This window comes from Streptomyces sp. NPDC052721, from assembly GCF_040678315.1.
Classification (GTDB): domain Bacteria; phylum Actinomycetota; class Actinomycetes; order Streptomycetales; family Streptomycetaceae; genus Streptomyces.
Map to the genome: position 1 here is coordinate 14,410 of NZ_JBFATL010000006.1, position 19,364 is coordinate 33,773.

At 72.2% G+C, this 19,364-nt stretch carries 13 protein-coding genes and 2 pseudogenes; 9 read left to right on the plus strand and 6 right to left on the minus strand.

The genetic code is table 11. The annotated features are described in order from the left end of the window. Nucleotides 1-293, plus strand: a pseudogene (locus tag AB0L21_RS08195) (hypothetical protein); the annotation flags it as partial. A 154-nt stretch (nucleotides 294-447) separates the two neighbouring features. Here the strand turns inward: AB0L21_RS08195 and AB0L21_RS08200 are convergent. After that, entirely contained in the window at nucleotides 448-1,782 is a 1,335-nt protein-coding gene (locus AB0L21_RS08200; RefSeq protein WP_365782866.1) for a PLP-dependent aminotransferase family protein, read from the minus strand. An 88-nt stretch (nucleotides 1,783-1,870) separates the two neighbouring features. Between AB0L21_RS08200 and AB0L21_RS08205 the strand changes: the two genes are divergently transcribed. The 6 genes from AB0L21_RS08205 (at nucleotide 1,871) to AB0L21_RS08230 (ending at nucleotide 10,108) form a co-directional block, all read left to right on the plus strand. Next, nucleotides 1,871-2,653: an alpha/beta fold hydrolase gene (locus AB0L21_RS08205; protein WP_365782867.1), complete on the plus strand. Its 783-nt coding sequence runs from the start codon at nucleotides 1,871-1,873 to the stop codon at nucleotides 2,651-2,653. Between the two features lie 16 nt (nucleotides 2,654-2,669). Continuing rightward, the gene (locus tag AB0L21_RS08210) at nucleotides 2,670-3,626 is read left to right on the plus strand and encodes an endonuclease/exonuclease/phosphatase family protein (protein ID WP_365782869.1); all 957 of its coding nucleotides are present in this window, start codon (nucleotides 2,670-2,672) and stop codon (nucleotides 3,624-3,626) included. Between the two features lie 53 nt (nucleotides 3,627-3,679). Beyond that, the gene (locus AB0L21_RS08215) at nucleotides 3,680-5,623 is read left to right on the plus strand and encodes an FUSC family protein (RefSeq protein ID WP_365782871.1); all 1,944 of its coding nucleotides are present in this window, start codon (nucleotides 3,680-3,682) and stop codon (nucleotides 5,621-5,623) included. An 84-nt stretch (nucleotides 5,624-5,707) separates the two neighbouring features. Continuing rightward, nucleotides 5,708-7,534, plus strand: a complete 1,827-nt coding sequence (locus tag AB0L21_RS08220; protein WP_365782873.1) for a VWA domain-containing protein — start codon at nucleotides 5,708-5,710, stop codon at nucleotides 7,532-7,534. Between the two features lie 90 nt (nucleotides 7,535-7,624). Further along, a complete protein-coding gene (metG, locus tag AB0L21_RS08225; protein ID WP_365700014.1) occupies nucleotides 7,625-9,241 on the plus strand; it encodes a methionine--tRNA ligase in 1,617 nt (538 codons plus the stop codon). 174 nt (nucleotides 9,242-9,415) lie between these two features. Beyond that, nucleotides 9,416-10,108, plus strand: a complete 693-nt coding sequence (locus tag AB0L21_RS08230) for a nucleotidyl transferase AbiEii/AbiGii toxin family protein (protein ID WP_365782875.1) — start codon at nucleotides 9,416-9,418, stop codon at nucleotides 10,106-10,108. 47 nt (nucleotides 10,109-10,155) lie between these two features. On the opposite strand, the pseudogene AB0L21_RS08235 reads toward AB0L21_RS08230, so the two are convergent. Beyond that, nucleotides 10,156-10,294 (minus strand): annotated as a pseudogene (locus AB0L21_RS08235) (dioxygenase); the annotation flags it as partial. Between the two features lie 87 nt (nucleotides 10,295-10,381). Further along, the gene (gene aspS, locus AB0L21_RS08240) at nucleotides 10,382-12,145 is read right to left on the minus strand and encodes an aspartate--tRNA ligase (RefSeq protein ID WP_365782877.1); all 1,764 of its coding nucleotides are present in this window, start codon (nucleotides 12,143-12,145) and stop codon (nucleotides 10,382-10,384) included. A 162-nt stretch (nucleotides 12,146-12,307) separates the two neighbouring features. Between aspS and AB0L21_RS08245 the strand changes: the two genes are divergently transcribed. Then, nucleotides 12,308-14,458 (plus strand): SpoIIE family protein phosphatase, encoded by a 2,151-nt coding sequence (locus AB0L21_RS08245; protein WP_365700020.1) that lies wholly within the window; start codon nucleotides 12,308-12,310, stop codon nucleotides 14,456-14,458. Here AB0L21_RS08245 and AB0L21_RS08250 read toward each other — a convergent pair. The 3 genes from AB0L21_RS08250 to AB0L21_RS08260 form a co-directional block, all read right to left on the minus strand. Next, complete coding sequence (locus AB0L21_RS08250; protein ID WP_365700022.1) at nucleotides 14,410-15,474, minus strand: AI-2E family transporter; 1,065 nt, start codon at nucleotides 15,472-15,474, stop codon at nucleotides 14,410-14,412. The two genes, AB0L21_RS08245 and AB0L21_RS08250, sit on opposite strands and share 49 nt — an antisense overlap. A gap of 153 nt (nucleotides 15,475-15,627) precedes the next feature. Next, complete coding sequence (locus tag AB0L21_RS08255) at nucleotides 15,628-16,599, minus strand: pirin family protein (protein ID WP_365700024.1); 972 nt, start codon at nucleotides 16,597-16,599, stop codon at nucleotides 15,628-15,630. A 141-nt stretch (nucleotides 16,600-16,740) separates the two neighbouring features. Continuing rightward, complete coding sequence (locus tag AB0L21_RS08260; protein WP_103813517.1) at nucleotides 16,741-17,223, minus strand: SseB family protein; 483 nt, start codon at nucleotides 17,221-17,223, stop codon at nucleotides 16,741-16,743. 264 nt (nucleotides 17,224-17,487) lie between these two features. On the opposite strand from AB0L21_RS08260, the gene AB0L21_RS08265 reads away from it, so the two are divergent. Next, a complete protein-coding gene (locus AB0L21_RS08265; RefSeq protein WP_365700334.1) occupies nucleotides 17,488-19,314 on the plus strand; it encodes an acyl-CoA dehydrogenase in 1,827 nt (608 codons plus the stop codon). The last annotated feature ends 50 nt before the right edge of the window (nucleotides 19,315-19,364 follow it).

The following is a 19,364-nucleotide window of genomic DNA, read 5'->3' on the forward strand; positions in this document are numbered from 1 at the left end:
CCGGCTCCCCCGCCACCCGCGGCTGCCCCACCCCGCACGGCCCCGGCACCGACACCGACACCGGCACCGGCACCGGCACCGGCACCGGCACCGGCCCACACCCTGGCCGGCACCCCGCGCGCAACCGCCAGACTGTCGCCGACTCCCGGCCCGCCGTCACCGCCAGGCTCACCCACCACCTCCGGCTCCCCCGCCACCCGCGGCTGCCCCACCCCGCACGGCCCCGGCACCGACACCGACACCGGCACCGGCACCGGCACCGGCACCGGCACCGGCACCGGCCCACACCCTGACCGGCACTCCCGCACCATCACAGACTGCTGCCGACTCCCGGCCCACCTCACCGCCAGGCTCACCCACCACCTCCGGCTGCCCCGCCCCGCACGACCCTGGCACCGACTCAGGCCCACACCCTGGCCGGCACCCCGCGCACACCCCCCAGGCTGCTCAGACTCGCCCGCCCCGCGCGACCCCGGCGAGTGTCTCCAGCGCGTGTCCCAGCCGGGCCTCCGACACCGACCCGAGCCCGAGTCTGACCGCGTCCGGTGTCCGGCTGGGGTCGACGCAGAAGGCCGTACCCGGGGTGACGGCGATGCCGTGCGTCCGTGCGGCGGCCGTGAAGGTGTCCGCCCGCCAGGGTGCGGGCAGCTCCCACCAGGCGAAGTAGGCGGCCGGGTCGGACCGTACGGCGAACCCGGCCAGCTTCTCGGCGACCAGCCGCTGCCGGCGCCGCGCGTCCTTCCGTTTGGCGGCCACCAGCCGCTCCACGGTGCCGTCGCCGAGCCAGCGCACGGCCGCCTCCAGCGCGAAGGAGCCCGCGCTCCACCCGCCGGAGCGGACGGCCCGCGCCACCGCCTCCACGCGGTCGTCCGGTACGACGGCGAAGCCGACGGTGAGGCCGGGCGCGACTCGCTTGGACAGGCTGTCGACGAGGTGGACCAGGCCGGGTGCCAGCGCGGCGAGCGGGGGCGTGCCGCCGGTGTCCAGGAAGGCCCAGATCCGGTCTTCCACCACCGGTGTCCCCAGCCTGTGGACACAGTCGGCCAGCTCCCGCAGCCGCCCAGCGCCGATCGTGCGCGAGGTCGGGTTGTGCAGGGCCGGCTGGAGGTAGAGGGCGGACAGCGGGGCGCTGCGGTGGGCGGCGGCCACCGCCTCCGGCAGGGGCCCTTCCACGTCCGTGGCGAGCGGGACGAGGACCAGGCCGAGGCGCGCCGCGATCTCCTTGACCAGCGGATACGTCAGCGGTTCCACCCCGACCCGGCCGCCGGGCCGGACCAGCGCGGCGAGGGTGGCGGCGATGGCCTGACGGGCGTTGCCGGTGAACAGGATCCGCTCCGGGCCCGTCCGCAGCCCGCTGTGGGCGAGCAGGGCGGCGACCGCCTCCCGGGCCGCGGGGGTGCCCGCCGCCGGGGCCGGCCGCAGCGCCTGACCGAGCGCGTCGGGCCGCAGCAGCGAGGCCAGGGCCGGGGCGAGCAGCTCGGCCTGGCCGGGCACGGAGGGGTAGTTCAGCTCCAGGTTGACGAGCGGGGCGCCGGCCGCCTCGGTCAGGGCGATCCCGGGCTGTCCGTCCGGCGCGGTGGCCCGCACGAAGGTGCCGCGTCCGACCTCGCCCACCACCAGCCCGCGGCGCACGAGTTCGGCGTAGACCCGTCCGGCCGTCGACGGCGCGATGCCGTGCCGGCGCGCGAACGCCCGCTGGGGCGGCAGCCGTTGGCCGGGCCGCAGCCGTCCACCGGTGATGTCGGCGGCGATCCGGTCGGCGATGCGCCGGTAGTCGTCCACAACTCCCCCTGTTCGCCGTCTGATTGGATTGCACCGAGGGCAAAGACCTTATTGCACCGAGCGATGGCGGCACCCTAGGGTCGTTGCCATGCCCTCCTTCCTCGCATTCGAGGACAAAGACCCCGGAATCTCCTCCCGGGTTCCCCTGGTCCTCGTCCACGGCCACCCCTTCGACCGCACGATGTGGCAGCCGCAGCTCACCGAGTTCGCCGCGGCCCGCCGGGTGATCGCCCCCGACCTGCGCGGCTACGGCGCCTCCCCCGTGACCCCCGGCAAGGTCCCGCTCGCCCGCCACGCCGAGGACATCGCGGACCTCCTGGACCACCTGGGCGTGGACACCTTCGTCCTGGCCGGCCTGTCGATGGGCGGCCAGATCGCGATGGAGTGCGCCGCCCGCCTCGGCGACCGGATCCGGGGCCTCGTCCTCGCCGACACCTTCCCCGAGGCCGAGACCCCCGAGGGCCGGAGGAGCCGCGAGGCCATGGCCGGCCGGCTGCTCGCCGAGGGCATGCGCGGCTACGCCGACGAGGTGCTGGAGAAGATGGTCGCCCCCTACGCCGACCCGGAGGTCAAGGCCCACGTGCACCGCATGATGACGGCCACCTCCCCCGAGGGCGCCGCCGCCGCGCTGCGCGGCCGGGCCGAACGCCCCGACTACCGCGCCCTGTTGGCGACACTGCCCGTGCCGGCCCTCGTCCTGGTCGGCGCCGACGACACCTACACCCCGGTCGCCGGCGCCGAGGCGATGCACGCGGCCCTCCCCGACTCCGTCCTGCACGTCATCGAGGGCGCCGCCCATCTGCCCAACCTGGAACGGCCGGAGGAGTTCAACCGCGCGCTGGCGGAGTTCCTGGCGCGGCTGGACGGGTGAAACGTAGGCTCGCTCCGTGACCCAGCACCCCGGACGCAGGCCCGGCACCTGGTGTGCCGGGCTGCTGCTCGCCGGGGTGAGCGTGGTCGTCGGCTGCCGGGTCGCCGACACCGACGGCATCACCCCGGTACCCCAGCTGCTCGCCTTCCTGCCCTGGCTGCTCGCGCCGGCCGGCTTCGCGCTGCTGTGCGCGCTGCTCGCCCGCTGGTGGCCGGGCCTGGTCTGGGGGGTCGCCGTCCTCGGGCTGCTCGCCTGGTACCTGGAGCCGTACGGCAAGACCGCCGAGCCCGGCGGGCCACCCCTCGCCCGGCTCCGCGTGCTCACCGCGAACGTCGAGTCCGGCCGCGGCACGCCCGCCCTGGTCCCGGTCCTGCGCGACCGGCGGCCGGACGTGGTCTTCGTCCAGGAGTGCGAGGCCGGCTGCCGGGCCACCCTGGAAGGGGACTTCGCGAGCGTCTACCCGCACCGCCGGGCCGTCGAGCAGGACGGCTCCAAGGGCTCGGTCGTCCTGAGCCGCTTCCCGCTCGAACCCGCCGCGGGCGTCCGCGGCACGCTGGGCATGCCCGGCGCCGTGGCCGACGTGCGCGGCCACGCCGTACGCCTCCAGCTCGCCCACCCCATGCCCCCGCTGCCGGACCAGGTGGGCCTGTGGCGCCGCGAACTCGCAAGGCTCCGCGCCTTCGCCGCCGCCCACGACGACCGCCCCACGATCCTCGCCGGGGACTTCAACGCCTCCCAGGACCACGCGGCCTTCCGGCGCGTCCTCGACACCGGGCTCACCGACGCGGCCCGCCTCGCCGGCCACGACCGCACCCCCAGCTGGCCCTCCCGGACCGCCTCCGCCATCGGCGTCCAGATCGACCACGTGCTGGTCTCCCGGGACTTCACCGCGACCGGCGCCCGCTTCCTGCGCGTGCCCGGCACCGACCACCGCGCCCTCGTCGTGGACCTCACCCTGCACCGACGGGACTGAACCGTGCACCGACGGGCCTGACCCGGATGGATCAACCCGGTGATAATGGGCGCATGTCCCGAGAGTTCCCCATCAGCCTCACCCCTCCCGACTGGCTGGTCCGGAACCTCAAACCCCAGCCGGCCCCCGTCAACTGGGCCGCCGTGGCCCGCGCCGCCGTCGCCATGGCCCTCCCCATGGCGCTCGGCCTCGCCGCCGGCCGCCCGGCCTACGGCGCCCTCGCCTCCATGGGCGCCCTGTCCGGCGTCATCGGCGACACCGCCGACGCCTACCGCATGCGCGTCCTCAACATCGCCGTACCGCAGCTCTTCGGCGCGGCCGGCGTGACCCTGGGCACCCTGGTGTACGGGCACGGCTGGTACGCGGTGGCCGCGGTCACCGGCGTCGCCCTGCTCTCCGGCATGATCTCCACGATCGGCGCGGTCGCCTCGGTCTCCGGCCTGGTCCTGCTGCTGAACTGCGTGGTGGGCGCGGGCCTCCCCCTCCCCTCCCCCTGGTGGCTGGCCCCGACCCTGCTGACCGGCGGCGGCCTCCTCGTCCTCGTCCTCGGGCTGCTGGCCTGGCCGCTGCGCGCGGGCGTGCCCGAACGGGCCGCGGTCGCGGCGACCTACCGCACGGTCGCCACCCTCCTCGCCACCGCCGGCACCGACCGCACCGAGGAGTACGAGGAGGCCCGCCGCACCGTCACCCAGTCCCTGAACGAGTCCTACGACCTGATCCTGGCCCGGCGCGCCCGCCACCACGGCCGCAGCCCGGACCTCACCCGCCTCCTCGCCCAGCTGAACGCGATCACCCCGGTGATCGAGGCGGCCCCCGCGGCCCACCTGGCGGCCCGCCCGCTCCCCCCGCAGATCCCGGAAGCCCTCCACCACCTGGCCCACGCCGTCGCCACCGGGGCGAGCACCCTCCCGGCCCTGCACCTCCCCGTCCCCACCACGGAGACGGCCCGGGCGGTGGACCACGCCCTGCGCCACACCGCCGAGGTCGTCACCACCCCCGACGTGGACCCCCGGGGCATCGACGACCGCCTGGGCCGGCCGGCCGCCCTCGGCATCCGCACCGCCCGCGCGGCCCGCAACGTCGTGCTGTCCGCCAACTCCTGGCGCTACGGCGTACGCCTCGCGGTGTGCATCGGCATCGCGCAGGCCCTGGTCTCCCTGATCCCCGTCCCGCGCTCCTACTGGGTCGCCCTGACCATCACCTTCGTCCTCAAGCCCGACTTCGGCTCGGTCTTCTCCCGCGCCCTGCTGCGCGCGCTCGGCACGGTCGCCGGCCTGCTGATCGCGGCCGTGGTGCTGGCCGAGGTCCCGCTCGGCTGGTGGGACGTCCCCGTCCTCTTCCTCCTCGCCCCCCTCATCCCGGCCCTCACCCCCCGCGGCTACGGCTACCAGACGGCCGCCATCACCCCGGTGATCCTCATCCTCTCCGACGTCCTCAACCACCAGGGCACGGCGCTGCTGGTGCCCCGGCTGGCCGACTCCCTCCTGGGCTGCGCCGTCGCCCTGACCGCCGGCTACCTCCTGTGGCCCGAGAGCTGGCACACCCGGGTGGGCGACCGCCTCGCCGACGCGGTGGCCGACACGGCGGCGTACGTCGAGGCCGCCTTCGGCCCGCACGCCGACCCGCCCGCCCGGGCCCGCATGCGCCGCCGCCTCTACCGCGACCTGTCCGTCATCCGGACAGAGTTCCAGCGGGCCCTGACCGAACCACCGCCGACCGGCCGGCGCGCCGCAGCGTGGTGGCCGCTGGTCGTCGCCGTGGAACGCATCGTGGACGCCACGACGGCCGCCCGCGTCCGCGTCCGTCACGGGGCGCCGGCGCCCTCCACGGCCGAGATCACCCAGGTCAGCCTGCAACTGCGGGAACTGTCGGAGGGCGTACGGAACGCGGAGACCCTCATCGCCGTCCGCACCGACCTGACCGGCCCGGCGGGCAGCGTCCTGGAACCCCTGCGCCAGGAGGTCGCCGCGGCCCGCGCGATCGCCTCCCCGCGCTGACCGCTCCCGCGATCCGGGGCCGCTAACCTTACGTGTCCGTCCTGGCCAGGGATTGACGGCTACACCTCACGAAGGGTTGCGCACATGGGCATTCTCACTCTCCTGCGGAACGCATTCGGCCGCTCACGCACAGCACGAGCCACCGAGCCGGAGGGTGCGACCGAGACCCCCGCGCACTCCCCCTCGGTCCCGGAACCCCGCCACACCTCCGAGGAACACGAACTGGTGGCGGCGGCTTTCGACAAGGTGAAAACCCCGGCGCAGCCGACGGACAAGCCTGAGGAAAGGACGGAGGAAGGGCCCGAGGAGCCGACTCCGGCCACGGCCGAGCAGAAGACCGAGGAGAAGCCTCCGCTCCCGGCCACCACCGAGATCCAGGACGAGGCCGAGGAGAAGGACACGCCGACCGCCCCGGCGGAGGCTGAGCCGAAGGCCGAGGAGACGACCGAGCACCCGGCCACGGCCGAGGTCCAGGACGAGGCGGAGGAGAAGTCTCCGGCCACGGCCGAGGTCCAGGACCTGACCGAGGAGAAGACCGAAGAGAAGCCCCCGCTCCCCGCCACCACCAAGATCGAGGACGAGGCCGAGGAGAAGTCTCCGGCCACCACCGAGATCCAGGACGAGGCCGAGGAGAAGGACACGGCGACGACCCCGGCGGAGGCTGAGCCGAAGGCCGAGGAGACGACCGAGCACTCGGCCACCACCGAGATCCAGGACGAGGCCGAGGAGAAGGACACGCCGACGACCCCGGCGGAGGCTGAGCCGGAGGCCGAGGAGACGACCGAGCACCCGGCCACGGCCGAGGCCGAGGCCAAGACGCAGACCACCGAGGAGCCCGGGCCGGCGGCTGAGCAGAGCGTGCCCGCGGAGGAGAAGCCCGCGCGGGAACCGACCGCAGCGGTTCCTGCTCCGGAGCCGGGGGCCGGCACGGCTACGGAACCGTCGCCGGCCAGCACGGAGACGACCGAGCCGGAGACGGCGGCGGAGCAGACGACCGGGCCTGCTCCGGAGGCGGAAACGGAACCGGCGGCCGAGCCGGAGGCGGAAGCGGCGGTTGAGGCTCAGCCGAAGGCGGACGCGGAAGCGGAGGCCGACGAAGCCGCCGAGGCGACCACCGCCCCGCAGGCCGCCGACGGCGAGGACACGCCACAGGGGCCACCCGCGGCCGACGACGAGAGCCGCACGGGTGGTGCGGGTGGGAACACGGACGCCGAAGGCGAAGCCGAGGCGGTGGGGAAGCTCGACCCCGCCGTCCCGCTCACCCGGGTACAGTCCCGCACCCCCTCCCTCACCACCGCCTACAAGGCCGCCGCGGCCACCCTCAGCAAGACCGGCCTCACCGGCACCCGCGCCAAGGTCTACCTCGTGCTCGACCGCTCCGCGAGCATGCGGCCGTACTACAAGGACGGCTCCGCCCAGGCCCTCGCCGACCAGACCCTCGCCCTCGCCGCCCACCTCGATCCGGAGGCCACCGTCCACGTCGTCTTCTTCTCCACGGAGATCGACGGCACCACCGACCTCACCCTCGCCCCGGACCACGAGACGAGGATCGACGACGTCCACGCCGGCCTCGGCCGCATGGGTCGTACCAGCTACCACGCCGCCGTACAGGCGGTCGTGGCGCACTACGAGAAGAACGCCACGCCCGGCACCCCCGCCCTGGTCGTGTTCCAGACCGACGGCGCCCCGGACGCCAAGACCCCCGCCACCCAGTCCCTCACCGAGACGGCGGCCGGCCACCCCGCCCTCTTCTTCTCCTTCGTCGCCTTCGGTGACCACGACAACAAGGCCTTCGACTACCTCCGCAAGCTGAAGACCGGCAACACGTCCTTCTTCCACGCGGGCCCGACCCCCCGCGAGCTGACCGACACGGAGTTCTACGAGGGCGTACTGGCCACCTGGCGCCCGTGACTCCACCCGGGGGGTGGACGTCCGTCCACCCCGTCCACCCCCCGAAACGCATGTGAGTCGATCTTCGGCGGGCCAGTAGGATTTCGACTTATGGCGGCCACTGGATCCGAGAAGCAGGGTGGTAAGGCGTACTACGTCTCCACCCCCATCTACTACGTCAACGACGCTCCTCACCTGGGCCACGCCTACACGACCGTCGCAGGCGACGTGCTCACCCGCTGGCACCGTCAGCGCGGCGAGAAGGTGTGGTACCTCACCGGCACGGACGAGCACGGTCAGAAGATCATGCGCACGGCCGAGGCGAACGGGGTGACGCCCCAGCAGTGGGCGGACAAGCTCGTCACCGAGGCCTGGAAGCCTCTCTGGGAGCACCTGGAGATCGCGAACGACGACTTCATCCGCACCACGCAGAAGCGGCACACCGACCGCGTCCAGGAGTTCGTGCAGGACCTGTACGACAAGGGCGAGATCTACAAGGGCGGCTACGAGGGCCCGTACTGCGTCGGCTGCGAGGAGTACAAGCTCCCCGGCGAGCTGCTCGACGGCGAGGGTGAGTTCGCGGGCCAGAAGCTGTGCCCGATCCACAAGAAGCCGGTGGAGATCCTCAGCGAGGAGAACTACTTCTTCCGCTTGAGCGAGTACACCGACAAGCTCCTCGCCCACTACGAGGCCAACCCGGACTTCATCCAGCCCGAGTCCGCGCGCAACGAGGTCGTGAACTTCGTCCGCCAGGGCCTGCAGGACCTCTCCATCTCCCGCTCGACCTTCGACTGGGGCATCCCGATCCCCTGGGACGACAAGCACGTGATCTACGTGTGGGTGGACGCGCTGCTGAACTACGCCACGGCGGTCGGCTACAACGAGAACCAGGAGAAGTTCGAGGCCACCTTCCCCGCCGACGTCCACCTGGTCGGCAAGGACATCCTCCGTTTCCACGCGGTGATCTGGCCCGCCATGCTGATGGCCCAGGGCCTCCCGCTCCCCGGCAGGATCGCGGCCAACGGCTGGCTGATGGTCGGCGGCGAGAAGATGTCGAAGTCGAACCTGACCGGCATCAAGCCGCAGGACCTCACCTCGCACTTCGGTGTGGACGCCTACCGCTGGTACTTCCTGCGGGCCATCGCCTTCGGCCAGGACGGCTCCTTCTCCTGGGAGGACTTCTCCGCCCGGTACACCTCCGAGCTGGCCAACGACTACGGCAACCTCGCCTCCCGCGTGGCCGCCATGGTCGGCAAGTACTTCGGCGGCACGCTGCCGGAGCCGACGGCCGACGGCGAGGCGGAGAAGGCGATCCACGACGGCCTGGCCAAGGCCGTGGCCGAGGCGGACCGCCGTATCGGCGAGGAGTTGGACTTCCAGGGCGGCATCCTGGCCGTCTTCGACTTCGTCAAGCAGGTCAACGGCTACATCACGGAGCAGGAGCCGTGGAAGGTGGCCAAGGACGAGTCCGAGGAGGGCAGGGCCCGCCTCGCGACGATCCTCTACACGGCCGCGGAGGCCCTGCGCGCGGTGGCCGTGCTGCTGAACCCGGTCATGCCGGAGACCTCCCAGAAGCTCTGGGACTCCCTGGGCGCGGAGGCCGGCCTCGGTGCCCTGGCCGAGCAGCGGGTCCAGGAGGCGGGCGAGTGGGGCAAGCTGCCGGCGGGCTCCACGATCACCAAGGGCGCGGTCCTCTTCCCGCGTCTGGAGGAGAAGCCGGCCGCCTGAGCCGTGATGCGAGCGGAATGGCCCGGGAAGCGCGCGCTTCCCGGGCCGTTCCGTTGCCGCGGAGGAGTCCTTGGGGGTCTGTCGTACGTGCCTTACGCCTCCTCAGTGGCCGCCGCGGCGGGAAAAGTGGCCGCTCGTCGCGCATGAGCGGCCGGAAGCCGGAAAGATCTTCCCGTGGACATCCCCGAACCCCATCGCCGGCTCCTCGCGGACGTCGTCGCGGCGGGCGGCCCGTACGGTCTGGTCCTGGCCGGCGGCTACGCCCTCCAGGCGCACGGACTGCTCCGCCGCCCGCACGCCAACCTGGACTTCGCCACCGAGAGCGCCGAGGCCATGGAGCACATCGCCGGTGCCGTCGGTGCGGCCCTGGAGGCGCGGGGGCGGCGGGTGCGGGCCGGCGCGGTCACCGCGCGCACCGCACAGCTGACGGTCACGGACCCGCCGACCGGCGAGCCGTGCGCGCTCGCGCTGCACAAGGAGGCGTTCTGGCAGCCGCCGGAACTGACCGGGTACGGTCCGGCGCTCTCCCTGGCGGACGCCGTCGGCACGAAGATCCGGGCCCTGTACGACCGGGGCGCCGCCGTCGACCTCATCGACGCGCAGGCCGCGGCGGCCCGGTTCTCCCTGCCCGATCTGGAGGAACTCGGCCGCCGGCACGCCCATGACCCGTTCGACCTGCCGACGCTGCAGTCCCGGCTGACGGGCACGGACTTCTACTCCGACGGGGACTTCCTCCGCCACGGCCTGGACGAGCCCCGGATCGTCGCCCTGCGCGCCTGGGCCCAGCACTGGTCCGACGACATCGCCGAGCGGCTGCTGGAGGAGGGCGCGTCCCCGGACACCGATACGGACGAGCAGGGCGAGTGAGCCGGCTCAGCCGCCGTCGTGCGTCTCGTCCGGGGCCACGCCCAGGGCTGCCCGGTGTGGCAGGGTGGCCGCCCTCGTACCCGGCGTCCGTCCAGGTGCCGTCGACGTGCACCTTGACGTGGATGTGCACACAGCGCGGCCCTGGTACCAGCCGGGGAAGACCGTCCGGAAGGTGACGTACCCGCGCTCGGGCCCGGAGACGGCTGTGCGCGCCGATCGTCAAGAGCGGGTCAGGACAGATCGGCGCGCACGGCCGGGCGCCTGCTCGGTTGCCTACTTGGGCTGCGGCTTCCGGATGGTCAGGTGCAGCTCGCGCAGGCGGGACTCGTCCAGCTCGGTCGGGGCGCCCATCATCAGGTCCTGGGCGTTGCCGTTGAGCGGGAAGGCGATCGTCTCGCGGATGTTGGGCTCGTCCGCGAGGAGCATCACGATCCGGTCCACGCCCGGGGCGATGCCGCCGTGCGGCGGGGCGCCGAAGCGGAACGCGCGCAGCATGCCCGCGAACTTCTCCTCGACGGTCTCCCGGTCGTAGCCCGCGATCTCGAAGGCCTTGAGCATGATCTCCGGCTCGTGGTTCCGGATCGCGCCGGAGGACAGCTCGACGCCGTTGCAGACGATGTCGTACTGCCAGCCGAGGATGTCCAGCGGGTCCTGGGTCCGCAGGGCCTCCAGACCGCCCTGCGGCATCGAGAAGGGGTTGTGCGAGAAGTCGATCGCGCCGGTCTCCTCGTCCTTCTCGTACATCGGGAAGTCGACGATCCAGCAGAAGCGGAAGACGCCCTCCTCGAAGTGGCCCGCGCGCTTGGCCGCCTCGACGCGGACCGCGCCCATGATCTTCGAGACCTCGTCGTACTCGCCCGCGCCGAAGAAGACGGCGTGGCCGGGGGCCAGGGAGAGGCGCTTGGTCAGCTCCGCGACGTTCGCCTCGGTGAGGAACTTCGCGATCGGGCCGGACAGCGAGCCGTCCTCGGCCACGCGCACCCAGGCCAGGCCCTTGGCGCCCTGCTCGACGGCGTACTCACCGAGCTGGTCGAAGAACTTGCGGGGCTGGCCGGAGACGTCCGGCACCGGCAGCGCGCGCACGTGCTTGCCCGCGAAGGCCTTGAACTCCGAGCCCTCGAAGACGTCGGTGATGTCGACCAGCTCCAGCTGGGCACGCAGGTCCGGCTTGTCCGAGCCGTACTTCAGCATCGCCTCGCGGAACGGGATGCGCGGGAAGGGGGAGGTGACGTGACGGCCGCCTCCGAACTCCTCGAACAGCTCCGTCATGAGCTTCTCGATCGGCTGGAAGACGTCCTCCTGCTCGACGAAGCTCATCTCGACGTCGAGCTGGTAGAACTCGCCGGGCGAGCGGTCGGCGCGGGCGTCCTCGTCGCGGAAGCAGGGCGCGATCTGGAAATAGCGGTCGAAGCCGGAGATCATCAGCAGCTGCTTGAACTGCTGCGGGGCCTGCGGCAGCGCGTAGAACTTGCCCGGGTGCACACGGGAGGGGACCACGTAGTCGCGGGCGCCCTCGGGGGAGGTGGCGGACAGGATCGGCGTCGCCATCTCGTTGAAGCCCATCGCCGCCATCTTCTGGCGCATCGCGGAGATCACGGCCGTACGCAGCATGATGTTGCGGTGCATGCGCTCGCGGCGCAGGTCCAGGAAGCGGTACTCCAGGCGCCGCTCCTCGTTGACCCCGTCCTCGGTGTTGATCGTGAAGGGCAGGGGCTGTGCCGCGCCGAGCAGCTCGACCTCGGCGACCTCGACCTCGATCTCGCCGGTGGGCAGGTCGGGGTTCACGTTCTCGGTTCCACGTGAAACAACGCGGCCGTCGACGCGGACCGTGGACTCCTTGGAGATCTTGTCCAGAGCCTCGTACGCGGGGGTGCCCGGGCGCGCGACCAGCTGCGTGATGCCGTAGTGGTCACGGAGATCGATGAAGAGGATGCCGCCCAGGTCGCGCCGATTGTGCAGCCAGCCACTCAGCCGGACGTCGGTGCCGACGTCAGAGGCGCGGAGCTGGCCGCAGGTGTGGGACCTGTACCGATGCATCGTCGTTCATCCAGTCTTTGCGGATCGGGTGTCGCCAGGCGGGTACGGCCTAGGCCACCCCAAGGGTACCGGGCACCCCAAGATCGGCTCCCACCATGACCGCGCTCACCGCTCGCCCGCCTACGGTGGCAGGCTTCACCCACCTCTCCATAAAGTGGGGCAATGCGCACAGGCGAGCCTCTGCCGTCCGTGGAGGACGTCCTCACCGCCCTCGCGACCGGGCTCTGGCACTGGGACACGGACACCGGGCTGGTCACCGTGGACGCGGAGGCGGCACGGCTGCTCGGCCTGCCCGCGGAGCCGACCACCCTCACGGAGGCCCAGACCCGGGCCCGCTTCCATCCCGTCGACTGGAACGAGATCACCGGCGTGGTGCGGCTGGCCGTCGCCGAGGGCACCCTCGCCGAGGTGCGCATCCGGATCATGGACGGGGACGGCAACATCCTGCGGGTCGTCCGCAGCCGGTCGAAGCCGTCCTTCGACCCCGACCGGCACACGTACGAGCTGATCGGCACCCTCCAGGAGGTGACCGAGCCGACCCCGGGCACGGCGGCCGCCCGCAGCGCGGTCACCGGTGACTGGCGGCGCTCCCGGGAGGCGTTCCTGCTGGACGCGGGCCGGGCGCTGGCGGAGGCACGGTCCACGGCGGAGGTGCTGCGGGTCGCGGGCGGCCTGTCGATGCCGGGGTTCTCGCCCGACGGGCTCGTGGTGTTCGGCGTCGAGGGCGACCGGCTGACGATCACCGGGCAGCACGGGCACACCCCCGCCGACATGGGCCCCTTCTCGAACATGCCGCTGGAAACCGACTATCCGGCGGCCGAGGTGGTCCGCACGGGCCGCGCGGTGTATCTGTCCTCGCCCGAGGCCTACCGGGACCGCTACCCGGCGACCTGGCCGCTCGCCCGGCACCTCGGGCGCCGCTCCTGGGCGTTCCTGCCGCTGACGGCCGGCGGGCGCACGATGGGCGCCTGGATGGCCGCCTTCACCTATCCGGTGGCGTTCACCCCGGATGAGCGCGCGGTCCTGACGACGGTCGCCCGGATGCTCGCCCAGGCGCTGTCCCGGGCCGGTGCCGCCGAGTCCGCGCGGGAGCTGACGGAGGGCCTCCAGCGCTCCATGCTGCCGTCGCTCGGCCCCGAGGTCCCCGGGATGCGGGTGGCCGCCCGGTACATCCCGACCGGCGGCGGACTCCAGGTCGGCGGCGACTGGTACGACATGATCCCGCTGCCCTCCGGCCGCTTCGCCCTGGTCATCGGGGACGTCCAGGGCCATGACGTGCGCGCGGCCGGCCTGATGGGCCAGCTGCGGATCGCGCTGCGCGCCTACGCCTCCGAGGGGCACCGCCCGGACGCCGTCCTCTCCCGCGCCTCCCGCTTCCTGCACGGCCTCACCCATGCCGCCGGGGAGGACGCGCTGTCCGACCTCCGCTTCGCGACCTGTCTGTACGTGGAGGCGGACCCGCCGACCGGCCGGCTGGAGATCGCCCGCGCCGGGCACCCGGACCCGGTGATCCGGATGGCGGACGGCACCGTGATGACGCGGCCGACGGCGGGCGGGCTGCCCCTGGGCCTCGATCCGGACGCCGACTACCCGACGACCCGGTTCACGCTCGAACCCGGCGAGACGCTGATGCTGTGCACCGACGGCCTGATCGAGACCGGCGGGCACGACATGGAGAGCGGCTGGCGCCGGCTGCGCGCGATCCTGGAGGACCACCAGGGCGACCTGGAGTCGCTGGCCGACGCGCTGGTGCAGGGCGTGCACGGGCCGTCCTCGCACCACACCACCGGCCCGCTGGCCGACCGCCGCGAGGACGACATCGCGCTGTTGTTGCTGTGCCGGCCGGGTGAGGGCCGCGCGCGCGGCGACACCGCCGCGGTACGGCCGGCGGTGCGGCGCACGCTGCTGTCGGTGGCGCAGGACGAGCCGGAGCGGATCGCCGAGGCCCGCCAGCACCTGCGCGGGCTGCTGCACGACTGGGCGTCGGCCGAGCAGGTGGACTCGGCGGTGCTGCTGGTCTCCGAGATGGTCACCAACGTGCTGGTGCACACGGACGCCGACGCACTGCTGCTCGCGGAGGTCATGGGCGAGGGGCCCGGGCGGCGGCTGCGGGTGGAGGTCTTCGACACCGGCGACGACCTCCCGCACAAGCGCCGCCCCGGCGAGCTGGCCTCCTCCGGACGCGGTCTGATGCTGATCGAACTCCTCGCGGACGGCTGGGGGGTGGACCCGCGGGGCGAGGGCAAGAGCATCTGGTTCGAGCTCTACGAGCCGGGGGACTCCGGGGCCGGCGCGTCGGAGGAGGTGGCCTGACGCCCCCGCAGCTCCTGGACGGCCCCGAAGGCCGCCGCGGTCAGCGGGACCGCGAGGAGCATGCCGAGGATGCCCGCGACGGAGGCGCCCGCGGTGATCGTCAGCATCACCACGGCCGGGTGCATCTGCACGGTCCGGCTCTGGATCACCGGTTGCAGCACATGCCCCTCCAGCACCTGCACCGCGAGCACCACCCCGAGCACCCACAGCGCGATGACGAAGCCCCGGTCGGCGAGGGCGACCAGGACGGCCACCGCGCCGGAGAGGAAGGCGCCGAGGTAGGGGATGTAGGCGGCGACGAAGACGAGCGCGCCGAGCCCGATCGCGCCGGGCACCCGGAGGATCAGCAGGCCGACGGTGATGCACAGGGCGTCGATGAGCGCGATGAGGGTCGTGCCGCGCATGAACCCCTCCACCGCGGCGAAGGACCGCCGGGCGATGGCCTCCAGGACCTCGGCGCTGCCGCCCGGGGCGACCGATCGCAGGGTGGCCACGGCACGGTGGGAGTCGCGCAGGAAGAAGAAGACGAGCAGCAGGGCGAGCACGGCCATGGCGATGGACTCGGCGACGACGCTGACGCCGCTGACGACGTTGGACGCGGCGGTGCTGCCGAACCTGCCCAGCAGCTGACGGGCGTTGGCGGCGAGGTCGTCCAGACTCGTGCCGGCGGCGCCGAAGTGCCGCGCGACGCCCTTGGCCGCGTCCCGCAGCGAGGCGAGGATCTCCGCGCCGGTGTCGACGAGCGCGGCGGCGACGATGTACACGGCACCGCCGACGACGGCCACGACGGCGACACAGGTGAGCCCGGCCGCCACCGACGCCTGCACCCCGGCCCGCACCAGCCGCCGGTACAACGGCCCGAGCAGCGCGGTCCCGAGCAGGGCGAGCAGCACCGGCGTGACGGCCGTACGGAACTCCGCGCACAGCCGCACCCCGACCCACCCGACCCCGGCGGCGAGCAGCAGCACGGCACACCAGGCGGCGAACCGGCGGACAGCGACGGGTAGGAACTGCACGCGTCCAGCGGATCACGCGGCGCCGGAACTGTCCTGTGACGCGGGTCCGGGCGGGTGAGGAAACGCCGACCCCGGCCGACGTGCGGCCGGGGTCGACGGGAGCCGGCGGTGTCCGGCGGCTCGTTCATGGCCGCCGGCTTCGCCGGGGAGGGGTCAGATGCCGCCCTCGGACATCCCGTGGACCGCCGGGATGCTGCCGAGCCGGCCCTTCTGGAAGTCCTCGAAGGCCTGCATCAGTTCGTCCTTGGTGTTCATGACGAACGGGCCGTAGTGGGCCATCGGCTCCCGGATGGGCTGTCCGCCGAGGAGGACGACCTCCAGGTCCGGGGTGTGCGAGTCCTGCTTCTCGTCCGCGCGGACGGTGAGCGAGGACCCGGCGCCGAAGACGGCCGTCTGGCCCAGGTGGATCGGGCGGCGCTCGGCACCGACGCTGCCGCGGCCCGCGAGGACGTACGCCAGACCGTTGAAGTCCTCCCGCCACGGCAGGGTGATCTCCGCGCCCGGGGCGACGGTCGCGTGGATCATCGTGATCGGGGTGTGGGTGATGCCGGGGCCCTGGTGGCCGTCCAGCTCACCGGCGATGACACGCAGCAGCGCGCCGCCGTCGGGGGTGGTGAGCAGCTGGACGTTGCCGCCGCGGATGTCCTGGTAGCGCGGGGCCATCATCTTGTCCTTGGCGGGGAGGTTCACCCACAGCTGCAGGCCGTGGAAGAGGCCGCCGGACACGACGAGGGACTCCGGCGGTGCCTCGATGTGCAGCAGGCCCGAGCCCGCGGTCATCCACTGGGTGTCGCCGTTGGTGATCGTCCCGCCGCCGCCGTTGCTGTCCTGGTGGTCGAAGACGCCGTCGATGATGTAGGTGACGGTCTCGAAGCCGCGGTGCGGGTGCCAGGGTGTGCCCTTGGGCTCGCCCGGCGCGTACTCCACCTCGCCCATCTGGTCCATCATGATGAACGGGTCGAGGTGGCGGTAGTTGATCCCCGCGAACGCCCGGCGCACCGGGAAGCCCTCACCCTCGTAACCGCTCGGGGCGGTCGTGACGGCGAGCACGCGGCGTGCCACGGCGTCGGCGGGAGCGGTCACACGGGGCAGCGTCAACGGGTTCTCGACGGTCACTGCAGGCATGGTGGGTACCTCCTTGGTACGCCCACTTTAGTTGAGCGTTGAACTTCTTGCCACCCAGAACAGAGAAAGCCCGGAGGGCATTCCCTCCGGGCTTCCGCGTGTGCGGGCGCGGATCAACCGCCGTCCGCGCGGCGATGGCGTCTAGCCGTACATGCGGCGCATCGCGAAGTCGACCATCTGCTCGACCGCCTTCGCGTCGAAGACCATCCGGTGCTCGCCCTCCATGTCCAGGACGAAGCCGTACCCGGTCGGCAGCAGGTCGATCACCTCGGCGCCGGTGATGACGAAGTACTTGGACTCCTTGCCGGCGTACCGGCGCAGCTCCTTCAGCGAGGTGAACATGGGGATCACCGGCTGCTGGGTGTTGTGCAGCGCCAGGAAGCCGGGGGTGTCGCCGCGCGGGCAGTACACCTTCGACGTGGCGAAGATCTGCTGGAAGTCCTCGGCGGACATCTGCCCGGTCGTGAAGGCCCGCACCGCGTCCGCGAGCGAGGGCGGCGACGGCTCCGGGTAGAGCGGCGGCTGCTGGCCGTACCCGCCGACACCACCCGGCATCTGCTGCTGCGACGAGGCGTACTGCTGCTGGGCAGCGCCCCCGTCCATGGGCTGGCCGTATCCGTACATGCGCGCAAGCGTACCGAGAGCGGGGGCGGGGGGTGGGCGCCGGGGAAATCAACGGAGAGATACCGGGCGGTCACCTGTCTTTCGCGGAACACCGCAAGGACGGGCGTCCTGTTCACGGGCGTGGCCGAGTAGACCCTTCTCACACTTGGCCCGGCAGGGGTTGCTTCTTATTACCGGCGGGTAGCATCATCGTGGCTACTTGTTGGTACGTGAACTAGGTGCGAGGAGCAAGTGCCTCGCCGATCCCTCTACGGAGCCGTCGCCATGGGGCACTACAAGTCGAATCTCCGCGACATCGAGTTCAACCTCTTCGAAGTACTGGGGCGCGACAAGGTGTACGGCACCGGCCCGTTCGAGGAGATGGACGTCGAGACCGCCAAGAGCGTCCTGGAGGAGCTGACCCGCCTCTCCGAGAACGAGCTGGCCGAGTCCTTCGCCGACGCCGACCGCAACCCGCCGGTCTTCGACCCGGCGACCAACACCGCGCCGGTCCCGGCGTCCTTCAAGAAGAGCTACCAGGCCTTCATGGACTCCGAGTACTGGCGGCTCGGCCTGCCCGAGGAGATCGGCGGCACCACCTCGCCGCGCTCCCTGATCTGGGCCTACGCCGAGCTGATCCTGGGCGCCAACCCGGCCGTGTGGATGTACTCCTCCGGCCCCGCGTTCGCCGGCATCCTCTTCGACGAGGGCAACGACGTCCAGAAGCACATCGCCAAGATCGCCGTCGAGAAGCAGTGGGGCTCCACCATGGTGCTCACCGAGCCCGACGCGGGCTCGGACGTCGGCGCCGGCCGCACCAAGGCGGTCCAGCAGGAGGACGGCTCCTGGCACATCGAGGGCGTGAAGCGCTTCATCACCTCCGGTGAGCACGACATGTCGGAGAACATCCTCCACTACGTGCTCGCGCGTCCCGAGGGCGCCGGCCCCGGCACCAAGGGCCTGTCCCTCTTCCTCGTCCCGAAGTACCTCTTCGACTTCGAGACCGGCGAGCTGGGCGAGCGCAACGGCGTCTACGCCACCAACGTCGAGCACAAGATGGGCCTGAAGGCCTCCAACACGTGCGAGATGACCTTCGGCGACAAGCACCCCGCCAAGGGCTGGCTGATCGGCGACAAGCACGACGGCATCCGCCAGATGTTCCGCATCATCGAGTTCGCCCGCATGATGGTCGGCACGAAGGCGATCTCCACGCTCTCCACCGGCTACCTGAACGCGCTGGAGTACGCCAAGGAGCGCGTCCAGGGCCCGGACCTGGCCAACTTCATGGACAAGACCGCGCCGAAGGTCACCATCACCCACCACCCCGACGTGCGCCGCTCGCTGATGACGCAGAAGGCGTACGCGGAGGGCATGCGCGCCCTCGTGATGTACACCGCCTCGATCCAGGACGCGATCCAGATCAAGGAGGCGAACGGCGAGGACGCCTCCGCCGAGCACGCCCTGAACGACCTGCTCCTGCCCATCGTCAAGGGCTACGGCTCCGAGAAGGCCTACGAGCTGCTCGCCCAGTCGCTGCAGACCTTCGGCGGCTCGGGCTTCCTGCAGGAGTACCCGATCGAGCAGTACATCCGGGACTCCAAGATCGACACCCTGTACGAGGGCACCACGGCGATCCAGGGCCAGGACTTCTTCTTCCGGAAGATCGTCCGCAACCAGGGCGCCGCGCTGAACTCCCTCGCCGAGGACATCAAGAAGTTCCTGGCGCTCGGCACCGGCGGCGAGGAGCTGGCCGGCGCCCGCGAGCACCTGGCCAAGGCGGCCGTGGAGCTGGAGGCGATCGTCGGCCTGATGCTGACCGACCTCGCCGCCACCGAGCAGGACACCAAGAACATCTACAAGGTCGGCCTGAACACCACCCGCCTGCTCATGGCCTCCGGTGACGTGGTCGTCGGCTACCTGCTCCTCAAGGGCGCCGCGATCGCCGCCGAGAAGCTGGCCACGGCCTCGGCGAAGGACAAGGCGTTCTACACCGGCAAGATCGCCGCGGCGAAGTTCTTCGCGGCGAACGTCCTGCCGGGCGTCACGCTCGCCCGCAAGGTCGCCGCGGGCGTCGAGCTGGACCTGATGGAGCTGGACGAGGCGGCGTTCTAGCCGGCCCGTCCGGACGTTCCGGACGACCCCGTCGATTCCTCGCACGGGCC